Source organism: Pseudomonas wadenswilerensis, from assembly GCF_900497695.1.
Taxonomy (GTDB): Bacteria; Pseudomonadota; Gammaproteobacteria; order Pseudomonadales; family Pseudomonadaceae; genus Aquipseudomonas; species Aquipseudomonas wadenswilerensis.
Window position 1 is genome coordinate 107,895 of record NZ_UIDD01000013.1, and the last position, 9,605, is coordinate 117,499.

Sequence of the window (9,605 nt, forward strand, 5' to 3'; positions counted from 1 at the left end):
AGGCGCCTGGGTTTGGTGCTGGGCGATCAGCTGTCTTTTGACCTGGCGGTGCTGCGCGCCCTGGACCCGGCACGCGACGTTCTGCTGATGGCTGAGGTCGAGGGTGAAGCACGCTATGTGCCGCATCATCCGCAGAAGATTGTGCTGATACTCAGCGCAATGCGCCATTTCGCTCAGGCCCTGCGCGAGCGAGGCTGGAATGTGCACTACCAGCAACTGGATACGCCGGGCAACAGCGGTAGTATCGCCGGGGAGCTACAGCGGTGGCAGGCGTTACTGCATGCAGACGAGGTGCATGTAACCGAATGTGGCGAGTGGCGGCTAGAACAGGCGTTACGTGATGCCGGGTTGCCGCTTGTGTGGCATCGTGACACCCGCTTTCTATGTTCGCGCGAAGCCTTCGCGCGTTGGTCCGCTGGCCGCAAGCACTTGCGAATGGAGCACTTCTATCGGGGAATGCGCAAGCGTTGTGGCCTGCTGCTGGAACCTGAAGGAAGCCCTGCCGGAGGTGCCTGGAATTTTGATGGCGACAACCGTAAGCCACTGCCGCGTGGTCTGCGCGGGCCAATTCCCGCACAATTTGCTCATGATGCGATCACAGCGGCGGTGGTGACATTAGTACGTGAGCGTTTTGCCGACCATTATGGTGCAGTCGATACCTTTGACTACCCGGTCACTCATGACCAAGCACAGCAGCTCTGGGAGCACTTTCTTGAGTTCAGTCTTGCGGCCTTCGGTGACTATCAGGATGCGATGGCTGAGGGCGAACCATACCTTTTTCATGCACGCATCAGTGCAGCACTGAATATCGGCCTGCTGGATGTGCGCCGGCTGTGTGACGATGTCGACCGAGCCTGGCGCGAGGGGAGGGTACCGCTCAACGCCGCCGAAGGCTTTATCCGCCAGTTGATCGGTTGGCGCGAGTTTGTGCGGGGTATCTACTGGCTACGCATGCCCGAATACGCGGCGCTGAATTACTTGGGCAACGACCGATCGCTGCCCGAATTTTATTGGACGGGGCAGACCCGCATGCGCTGCATGGCCCAGGTGATTGATCAGACCCTGGAGTTGGGCTACGCGCATCATATCCAGCGACTGATGGTCACCGGTAATTTCGCGTTACTGGCCGGCATCGCGCCGCCCGCGATATGCGAATGGTACCTGGCCGTGTACATGGATGCCTTCGACTGGGTCGAGCTGCCCAATACACTGGGCATGGTGATGCATGCAGATGGTGGTTACCTTGGCTCGAAGCCCTATTGCGCCAGCGGCCGTTATATTCAGCGCATGTCCGACCATTGCAAATCTTGCAGCTACAAAGTCGAACACGCCGTGGAGGAGGACGCTTGTCCGTTTAATGCACTCTATTGGCATTTCCTCATCCGTCATCGCCAGTTACTGTCGAAAAACCCTCGACTGGCATTGGTCTATCGCAGTCTGGATGGCATGTCGTCGACCCGGCGCGATGCGGTGTGGCTACGTGGCCAGAGGCTGTTGGCACACCTGGATGCGGGGGAGTCGATATGAACAAGCGATTGTTGCCGAGCAAGTTCTGCGTCGTGTGTGGCTTGCCGTTCACCTGGCGCAAGCGTTGGGCACGCTGCTGGGAGCACGTTCGCTACTGTTCTGAGCGCTGTCGCCGCTCAGCGCCACGACGCGACCCGCACGGCGAGGGGCAAGACCAGCGCCCAGATCGGCGCTAGCAGCAGGCCTGTGCCGACGTGCCCCATCGGCAGATCAACACCTGTGAGCCTGGCACCGGCCAGATATGCCAGCGGGCCACTGAACATGCCCACCAGAGCCGCCCGCCAGTAGGGGCGTCCTGTCCAAGCCAGGCTATGGCGCAAGCCGCTGGCTAACACCAGCCACAGTAATGCCAGCCACACAGGCAAGGGCCGCTGGTCAAAGCTGAACACCCCCACAGAGCCCAACAGAGTGTCCAGCAAGCACCCTGCAAGTGCCACGCGCAAAAGCGCACGCACTTCGGCGCTACGCTCCTGACAAAGGCGCAGGTGTAAAGCTAGTCCGATCGGCACAATGAGCAGAAGCCATTGAACGTGTGCACCCAAGACGCATGCCCACCAGCCGACCTGAAGCCAAAGGGCATTGCCGATCATCCACCCGCGGCCCAATTTTACGTGCCCGGCAATGGCGCCCGGCGAGCCCGCGGCGTAGCCCACAGTAACTGCGCCACGCCGATCGCGCGCTCTTCAAAGCCGCCTTGGCAGTAGCACAGGTAGAACTCCCACAAGCGCTGGAAGGAGTCGTCGTAGCCCAGTTCCGTCAGCACCGTCCGCGCTTGACGCAAGTTGTCATGCCAATGACGTAGGGTACGCGCGTAGTCCAGACCGAAGTCTTCGAGGTGTACCAGGTTCAGCGCGGTCTGGCGGCTAGCGGTTTCGAGCATCACGCTCAGCGAAGGTAGCGCGCCTCCGGGGAAGATGTAACGTTGGATGAAGTCCACCGAGCGGCGGGCCAGTGCATAGCGCTGGTCGCGAATGGTGATGGCCTGTAACAGCATCAGGCCATCGTCTTTGAGCAACGACTCACACTGGCGAAAATAGGTGGGTAGATAGCGGTGTCCGACGGCCTCGATCATCTCGATCGATACCAGTTTATCGAAACGTCCGCGCAGATCACGGTAATCCTCGCGCAACACCGTAATACGTTGCTCCAGGCCCAGCGCCTTCACACGTTGGCACGTATAAGCGTACTGCGCGTCGGAGAGTGTCGTGGTGGTAACGCGGCAGCCGTGGCGGGTAGCGGCATGGATGGCCAGGCTGCCCCAGCCGCTGCCAATCTCCAGAAGATGCTCGTGGGGTTTGAGCTCAAGCTTCTGGCAGATGCGTTCCAGCTTGTTCAGCTGGGCCGCTTCAAGGGTCTGTTCGGCACTGTCGAACTGTGCGGCGGAGTACATCATAGTCGGGTCGAGCAAACGCTCGAACAGGGCGTTGCCCATGTCGTAATGGGCGAGAATGTTGCGTCGAGCGCCTCGTCGGCTGTTCCGGTTGAGCCGGTGCAGCAAGCGCAGGACCGGGCGCCCGAGTCGAGACAGGCCTGCCTCCATGGCGTCGAGGACATCGAGGTTGGCAACGAACAGACGGGTCACAGCCGCTAGGTCAGGACTGCGCCAATAGCCGTGGATATACGCTTCCCCAGCACCAATCGAGCCATTACCGGCGATCAGGTTCCAGGTCGCGTCTTCGAGGATCTCCACCTCGGCTTGCAACTGACTCGCCGGGTCGCCGAAGCTCCACTGCTGACCCTTGCTGAGCACGCGTAGATGTCCTTGGCTCAACCGCCGTAACTGAGCGAGCACGGTGTTTCGGGTGAGGCCGCCCAGGAATGGGGTGATGCCTGTTGACTTGCTAACGCTCAGAGTGGGATTGGACATGATCGGGGTCCTTGCAAGGTTTACCGAGCACTAGGTTGCCCTGGCCGGCAGTGTGGTCGTGAATGGGGGTGCGCTTGAGCAAGAGGCGCAAGGCTTGCCAATAGATGGATGAAACGGTGCGTAGGCTCATCCACGGAAAAGCCAAAATGTGCCGATGCAAGGTGGCGCGATTGAGCGGCTGGCGTTGCAATGCTAGATCGGCCTCGAACACTTTGTGCCCCGCACGCCAGTTCTCCATATGGATGCGCACGCGTTGCTCATCGAGGAAGAAATGCAGGCGATAATCCATATCCAGCGGCATGAACGGCGAGACGTGGAACGCTTTGGCCATGGCGAATGAGCGTCCCTGACCCTCCTGTACCGGCAGCACGTAGTGAAAGCGTTCGCGCCAAGGTGTGTTACGCACCTCCAGCAGGATTGCTGCCAGGTGCCCGTCAACGTCATGGCAAAAATAGAAGCTCACAGGGTTGAACGACAGCCCCCAGCAGCGTGGTTGGGCGAGCAATTGCACGGCACCTTCGGGGCGCTGTCCGGTGGCTTGCTCCACTAATAGACGCGCGGCCTGCGCCAATGATTCTCCATCACGGGTCAGCCCCGGCAGGTAATCGGTTTCGCGCCAGCTCAGGGGCGCAAACCGCGACCGGCCCAGCCAGGGAGAGAGACCTGTTAGCCAGGCCTGCTCATCCAGATCCAGGTAGAACAAGCCGATCCGGTAGCGGAATGCATGGTGGTGCGGGGCCATCCGGCGGTGGCTGACCCAGCCCTGGCACAAACTGCTGTTCACAGGCGCTCTCCAAAGTGCTCGGCCACTTTAAGTGCGCTGAGCACCCCGTCCTCGTGAAAGCCATTGCCCCAGTAGGCTCCGCAGTAGTAACTGTTTTGCCTGCCCTGTAGTTCGCCGTGGCGGGCCTGGGCTATCAATGCTGCGAGGCTGTATTGGGGGTGGGCGTATTTGAAGCGGGCCAGAATCTGCGCGGGATCCACCAGCGCGGTCTGATTGAGGCTCACGCAGAACGTTACCGGCGCTTCGATTGCTTGAAGGATGCTCATGTTGTAGGTCAGAGCCGCGGGGGCCTGTTCCTCGCCGCCCAGGCGGTAGTTCCAACTGGCCCAGGCCTTGCGCCGGCGCGGCAGCAGTCGGGTGTCGGTGTGAAGCACTACGTCATTGCTGGCATAGGTGATGGCGCTCAACACCGAGCGTTCGGCCACGCTGGGTCTTCCCAGCAGGGCCAGGGCCTGGTCGCTATGGCAGGCAAACACAATGCTGTCGAAACGCTCCATGCCCGCCGCGCTGAAGAGGGTTACGCCGCCTTCGTCACGCTCGACCCGCTTGACCGGACAGTTCAAGCGGATGCGCTCGGCAAAGGGCCGGCACAACGGCGCCACATAGCTGCGTGAGCCGCCCTCGATCACCCGCCACTGCGGACGGTGGCTCACCGATAACAGGCCGTGATTTCGGCAGAAGCGCACAAAGAACTGCAAGGGAAAAGCGAGCATGTCGGCAAGTGACATAGACCAGATTGCCGAGCCCATGGGCACGATGTAATGGTCGATGAAGCGTTGCCCATAGCCCTGTGTCTTAAGGTAGATACCGAGGGTCGTTTCACTATCAATGCGCTGGTTGTCCAGATCGGCCAGAACCTCGCGGTTAAAACGCAGGATATCCTTCAGCATGCCCCAGAATCCGGGGGACACCAGGTTACGACGCTGCGCGAACAACGTGTCCAAGCCATGGCCGTTGTATTCGAAACCTCTACGTGGGTCATGCACTGAAAAGCTCATCTGCGTGGGCTGCGAGGCAACCTTTAGATGGTCGAGCAAGCGGATGAAGTTTGGGTAGGTCCAGTCGTTGAACACGATGAACCCGGTATCCACCGCGTACCGCTGGCCTTGCCATTGCACATCGACTGTATGGGTATGGCCGCCGATCCAATCGGCGGCCTCAAATACCGTCACCTCGTGCCGGCGGGACAGCAGGTAGCTGCAGGTTAGTCCAGCGATGCCGGTGCCGATGATGGCGATACGCATGAGTTTTAGTCCTTTGGGGCACGCACCAGGCGCTGGCAAAGCTTCAGTCGCCAGCGCACCGGCAGGGCGCCGATCACGCGCAGGCCCAGCGTAAATGCAGTGGGGAAGTTAATTTCCAGCGGGCGTCGCGGCAGGCGTGCAGTGATATGTGCGGCGGCACGCTCGGTGGTCCACAACTGAGGCATGGGGAAGTCGTTGCGACGGGTCAACGGCGTATCGACGAATCCAGGGCTGACCAGCGTTACGGCAATACCTTCATTGATCAGGTCGAAGCGAAGCGATTCCACCAGGTAGCGCACGGCCGCCTTGGAGGCGCCATAGGCTCCGGCACGAGGGAGCGACAACCAGGTCACCGCACTGCCCATTACGACCAGGTGCGGGCGCTCACCGCGATGCAGCAAAGGGATGGCCGCTGCAATACAGTGGCTTACACCAAACAGGTTGGTGCGCACCACACGTTCGACCAGTGCCGGGTCGAAGAGTCCTGGTTCGAGGTATTCGCACGTTCCGGCATTGAGGATGACCAGGTCCAGCGCCCCCCAGGTGTGCTCGATCTGTGCGGTGATCCTGGAGACCTGCTCAGCGCAATCGACATCGCCGACGGCCGCCAATACCTGCCCCGGATATCGTTGCATCAAGTGCAATAAGCGGTTGGCATCACGTGTACCCAAGGCAACCCGGTGCCCTTGGTCCAGCAATTGGACGGCAAGGGCAGCGCCGATTCCGCTACTTGCCCCCGTCAGCCAGCAACGGCTCATACCAGCCGGCCCTTGAGCAAGCGGATAGCGCCGCCCATGACTGGTACGTGCTCGTAAAGCAGTGCACCTGCGTCAAAGTAGTCCTGGTGGAAGTGAACACGCTCTTGCCACTTGAGAAAACTGCAGCCCTGCAGACTGATCAGCCTGCCATTGGCGAGTCGGGGGTGGCGGAACTCTAGCGTCCAGCGCAGGTAGCCCTGGCCCGGCTGAACTTCGTCCGCGCCGGCGATAACGTAACGAATGTCCTGTGCGTTGGCGTAAAGCTCGGTGAGGTAGCGACGAAGCGCTGCCAGGCCATCGATCTGATGCAACGGATCACGGAACGTTACGTTATCGCTATACAGTTTTTCGAGGCTATCGAGGCTCCGCCCATCAAGGCTGGAGAAGCGCTCCGCGAAATACTGCAGATAAGTGGACATGCAAGGCTCCCGAAAATCCTGTACAACAGTGAAATTCTGTACAGATATAAGAGGAGCTTACGTCTAAATCTATACAAGTCAACGGCCCTGTATAGATTTGTTGCAAGGTCAGCCGTTGCCTGATGCGAGTTGTCGACGCAAATCGACTATCTCTGCCTCCAGTTCGCGGACCCGCTCTTCGGCGAAGACCTGTGCCGTAACATCACGCTGGATGCCGATGTAGTAAGTCAGTTCATCGGCATCGTTGTGTACGGGGGTGATAGACAGCTCATTCCAGAACAGGCTGCCATCCTTGCGATAGTTGCGCAGCACTTGGCAACACGGGCGCCCTTCGCGAATTGCCTCGCGGATGGCTGCGATACCTGGTTGGTTGTGGTCCTGGCCCTGGAGGAAGCGGCAATCCTGATAGAGGATGTCGTCCGTGGCGTAGCCGGTGAGGCGCTCGAAGGCAGGGTTGGTGTAGATCAGGATGCTGTCGTCGCCTTCCTGCTCGGCGACGACGATGCCATCGTTGGAGCTCTCGACCATTAATTGCAAGAGTTTTGCGTCGATCATGTGGCCCACCCACTCAAGTAGCGTTTTCGGTATGCGCAGCGTAGACCTTTGTGCTGGAAGGCTAAGGTGCGGTTGTCGATATCATGATGGAAGAACGATCGCCGTAGAAGGTTGGTATGGGTTTAGAATGTGCAACCGCCCTGATGATCACTTGCGATGACTGAAGCGACCTCCACCGATTTGCTGCCCATGCGCGATGTCGTCAACTTGACTGGCATAAATCCAGTGACCCTGCGCGCCTGGGAACGTCGTCATGGTTTGATTCGCCCCCAACGCACCGAAGGCGGGCACCGCCTGTACACGGCCCAGGATGTACAGCGCATACGCGACATACTGCGCTGGACCGGTAGTGGCTTGCCGATCAGCAAGGTGGGTGAGTTGCTCGCACGCCAGCACGACGAAGTCGCCCGCCCGCCCGGGCCGCAGACCGATTCCATTGAGCATTGGCGCGCTGCTGTACTACGAGCGACGAAAGCATTCGACCGGCAGGCGCTCGAGGGCATTCATGGTCAGCTTTTCACCTTGTACCCCAAGGCTACGGTGTTGCTCGATGTGCTGATGCCGGTCTGGCGCAGTCTGTTGTCTGGCAGCGCTTTCGGTCAGCGTAGCCAATGGCTGTTCCTCGATACTTTTCTGCGAGCTCGCCTATTGCTACGTCTGCAACTAAATCAACTCGGTGCCCCAAGTGTGTTACTGGCCGGCATTGAAGGAAGCGCTGAGCTGGATTTGCTGAGCAACGGCTTACTTCTCAGTAGTGAGCGGTGGCGTATCGAGGTGTTAGGCAGTGGGCAGCCGCTCGAGGAACTGCCATTGTTGTGCGCGACCCTCCAGCCTGCAGCACTTGTGCTCGCACTCCAGGGGCCCGTAAACACGGCACTGGCGAAGAAGCTATGTTCCTTACAGATGGACATTGCCTGTCCACTTGCATTGATTGGGGACGGGTTGCCTGACCCGATTGCAGTTCTGCACGATATTCCGATCGCGCTTCTGGATCAGCGAAACGTTGGAGCTAGTTTGAAACTGGATGCATTGCTCAGGGGCGCTTTGGAGCTTTGACTGACCGCTCAAGGGCCTTAGACGTTGCGCTGCCTGTTGCCTGACTATGTTCTTCAACCCGTTCGACTGTTTAGTGCTCGCGCGTTGAACATAGCGGATTGTCGGAGTGTAGTGTGAGCGGGGAAAGAGTCGCTCATCTTCGGTCTATTGATCTGGTATCTGCGAGAATTGCTGCATCAGCGGTGCCTTGGCGCGCGTCAGCACCATGACCACGCGTACCTGGTTCTCCGGTACTTCGAGGACGGCGCAGTCCACAATGTGCGGCGAGGCTTGATATCCCAATGCCTGTGCAGCCTGCACCATCCCAGGTACAGCACTCAGTCGGTGAACTCCGACACGTCGTCAATTAGTGCCGCATGCGGCCGGTGGAACTCCAGCTACGACGCCGGGGCCCAGGCCGTCGAGCGCGAGGCATCGTGCTCAGTGTTCTCGACTTTTTGCCGCGGGCGTTAGAGTGGCCCCGGCTGCAGGGCGAGGCGAGTAGGAGGTCATGGGCAGGAACTGAACTGGTCAACAGATTTTGGACACCGGTTTAGGTTCATGCCGCAACCTTGAGCTTTTTCTCCATGGCTACCGGGGTTTCATAGCCGTTGTAGCTGTGGAGACGCTTAAGGTTGTAACGCATCAGATAAGCCTGGATGTCTAACTGTGCTTGCGCTTCGGTTTCGTAACCCTCTGCTGGTATCCACTCAGACTTCAATGCACCGAAGAAGCGCTCCATGACGGCGTTATCCCAGCACTGGCCTCGGTGACTCATGCTCTGTTCCAGACCGTACTCCTCAAGAGCAGCCCTGAATTTATGGCTGGTGTACTGACAGCCCTGATCCGAGTGGAACATCACTCCAGCCGGTCTACCTCTAGATTCGGCCGCCATTCGTAGCGCCTCGCAGGCAAGCCGGGCATCGGCGATCATTGAGAAAGCCCAGCCCACCACTCGGCGAGCATACAAGTCGATCACAGCCGCCAAGTACAGCCAACGCTTGCCTACCTGGATGTAGGTGACATCGCCGCACCACACCTGGTTGACCGTCGAGACGTTGAAGTTTCGCTTGAGCTGGTTACTCGCGATCAATGCTTCTGTGCCCGATGATCGGTAACGATGCGGCCTGCGTTGCTTGCATTGCAGACCGGCTTCCTTCATCAGCATACGTACCTTGTATCGCCCGGCTTTATGGCCAGCACGACGCAATTCCCGAACCAGCGTTCGCGACCCAGCAGAGCTACGAGAGGCCTTGAAAAGGCTGGCCATCGTTGAACGCAGATCCTCTCTGACCGGATCCTTTCGTCCCTGGCGTTTTCGCCATGCGTAGAAACTGCTGCGCCGAACTCCAAGGACGCGACAGCAGTCGAAAACACCAAATTGCTCACTCAGTTCGTTGATCAACGAGAACGATC

General features: G+C 59.3%; 11 protein-coding genes. 3 read left to right on the plus strand and 8 right to left on the minus strand.

What is annotated here, in order from left to right:
* Positions 1 to 12 precede the first annotated feature (12 nt).
* Positions 13 to 1,527 (plus strand): cryptochrome/photolyase family protein, encoded by a 1,515-nt coding sequence (locus CCOS864_RS27880; RefSeq protein WP_236042856.1) that lies wholly within the window; start codon positions 13 to 15, stop codon positions 1,525 to 1,527.
* On the plus strand, positions 1,524 to 1,703 hold the full coding sequence (locus tag CCOS864_RS27885; protein ID WP_115089615.1) for a DUF2256 domain-containing protein: 180 nt from the start codon (positions 1,524 to 1,526) through the stop codon (positions 1,701 to 1,703). Before CCOS864_RS27880 ends, CCOS864_RS27885 begins: the two co-directional genes overlap by 4 nt.
* On the opposite strand, the gene CCOS864_RS27890 is transcribed toward CCOS864_RS27885, so the two are convergent.
* The 7 genes from CCOS864_RS27890 to CCOS864_RS27920 all read right to left on the minus strand — a co-directional run bounded on the left by CCOS864_RS27890 (position 1,644) and on the right by CCOS864_RS27920 (position 7,154).
* Entirely contained in the window at positions 1,644 to 2,117 is a 474-nt protein-coding gene (locus tag CCOS864_RS27890; RefSeq protein ID WP_401293958.1) for a DUF2878 domain-containing protein, read from the minus strand. The two genes, CCOS864_RS27885 and CCOS864_RS27890, sit on opposite strands and share 60 nt — an antisense overlap.
* Positions 2,118 to 2,134: 17 nt before the next feature.
* On the minus strand, positions 2,135 to 3,394 hold the full coding sequence (locus CCOS864_RS27895; protein WP_115089616.1) for an SAM-dependent methyltransferase: 1,260 nt from the start codon (positions 3,392 to 3,394) through the stop codon (positions 2,135 to 2,137).
* A complete protein-coding gene (locus tag CCOS864_RS27900; RefSeq protein ID WP_115089617.1) occupies positions 3,369 to 4,178 on the minus strand; it encodes a DUF1365 domain-containing protein in 810 nt (269 codons plus the stop codon). The genes CCOS864_RS27895 and CCOS864_RS27900 overlap by 26 nt, the downstream gene beginning before the upstream one ends.
* A complete protein-coding gene (locus tag CCOS864_RS27905) occupies positions 4,175 to 5,422 on the minus strand; it encodes an NAD(P)/FAD-dependent oxidoreductase (RefSeq protein WP_115089618.1) in 1,248 nt (415 codons plus the stop codon). The genes CCOS864_RS27900 and CCOS864_RS27905 overlap by 4 nt, the downstream gene beginning before the upstream one ends.
* Before the next feature lie 5 nt (positions 5,423 to 5,427).
* Positions 5,428 to 6,180: an SDR family NAD(P)-dependent oxidoreductase gene (locus CCOS864_RS27910; RefSeq protein ID WP_115089619.1), complete on the minus strand. Its 753-nt coding sequence runs from the start codon at positions 6,178 to 6,180 to the stop codon at positions 5,428 to 5,430.
* The gene (locus CCOS864_RS27915; protein ID WP_115089620.1) at positions 6,177 to 6,599 is read right to left on the minus strand and encodes a nuclear transport factor 2 family protein; all 423 of its coding nucleotides are present in this window, start codon (positions 6,597 to 6,599) and stop codon (positions 6,177 to 6,179) included. Before CCOS864_RS27915 ends, CCOS864_RS27910 begins: the two co-directional genes overlap by 4 nt.
* Before the next feature lie 108 nt (positions 6,600 to 6,707).
* Positions 6,708 to 7,154, minus strand: coding sequence for a PAS domain-containing protein (locus CCOS864_RS27920; protein WP_115089621.1), 447 nt, complete (start codon positions 7,152 to 7,154; stop codon positions 6,708 to 6,710).
* Positions 7,155 to 7,310: 156 nt separating this feature from the next.
* On the opposite strand from CCOS864_RS27920, the gene CCOS864_RS27925 reads away from it, so the two are divergent.
* Positions 7,311 to 8,210 carry a MerR family transcriptional regulator gene (locus CCOS864_RS27925; protein ID WP_115089622.1) on the plus strand — a complete coding sequence of 300 codons (900 nt, stop codon included), beginning with the start codon at positions 7,311 to 7,313 and terminating at the stop codon, positions 8,208 to 8,210.
* A 538-nt stretch (positions 8,211 to 8,748) separates the two neighbouring features.
* On the opposite strand, the gene CCOS864_RS27935 is transcribed toward CCOS864_RS27925, so the two are convergent.
* Positions 8,749 to 9,594 carry an IS3 family transposase gene (locus CCOS864_RS27935; RefSeq protein WP_115089623.1) on the minus strand — a complete coding sequence of 282 codons (846 nt, stop codon included), beginning with the start codon at positions 9,592 to 9,594 and terminating at the stop codon, positions 8,749 to 8,751.
* Between the last annotated feature and the right edge of the window lie 11 nt (positions 9,595 to 9,605).

Bases quoted from the DNA above. Each gene is read 5' to 3' on its own strand.
- CCOS864_RS27905 (WP_115089618.1), bottom strand. From the start codon at position 5,422: ATGCGTATCGCCATCATCGGCACCGGCATCGCTGGACTAACCTGCAGC.
- CCOS864_RS27890 (WP_401293958.1), bottom strand. From the start codon at position 2,117: ATGATCGGCAATGCCCTTTGGCTTCAGGTCGGCTGGTGGGCATGCGTC.
- CCOS864_RS27885 (WP_115089615.1), top strand. From the start codon at position 1,524: ATGAACAAGCGATTGTTGCCGAGCAAGTTCTGCGTCGTGTGTGGCTTG.
- CCOS864_RS27925 (WP_115089622.1), top strand. From the start codon at position 7,311: ATGACTGAAGCGACCTCCACCGATTTGCTGCCCATGCGCGATGTCGTC.
- CCOS864_RS27915 (WP_115089620.1), bottom strand. From the start codon at position 6,599: ATGTCCACTTATCTGCAGTATTTCGCGGAGCGCTTCTCCAGCCTTGAT.
- CCOS864_RS27910 (WP_115089619.1), bottom strand. From the start codon at position 6,180: ATGAGCCGTTGCTGGCTGACGGGGGCAAGTAGCGGAATCGGCGCTGCC.
- CCOS864_RS27920 (WP_115089621.1), bottom strand. From the start codon at position 7,154: ATGATCGACGCAAAACTCTTGCAATTAATGGTCGAGAGCTCCAACGAT.
- CCOS864_RS27895 (WP_115089616.1), bottom strand. From the start codon at position 3,394: ATGTCCAATCCCACTCTGAGCGTTAGCAAGTCAACAGGCATCACCCCA.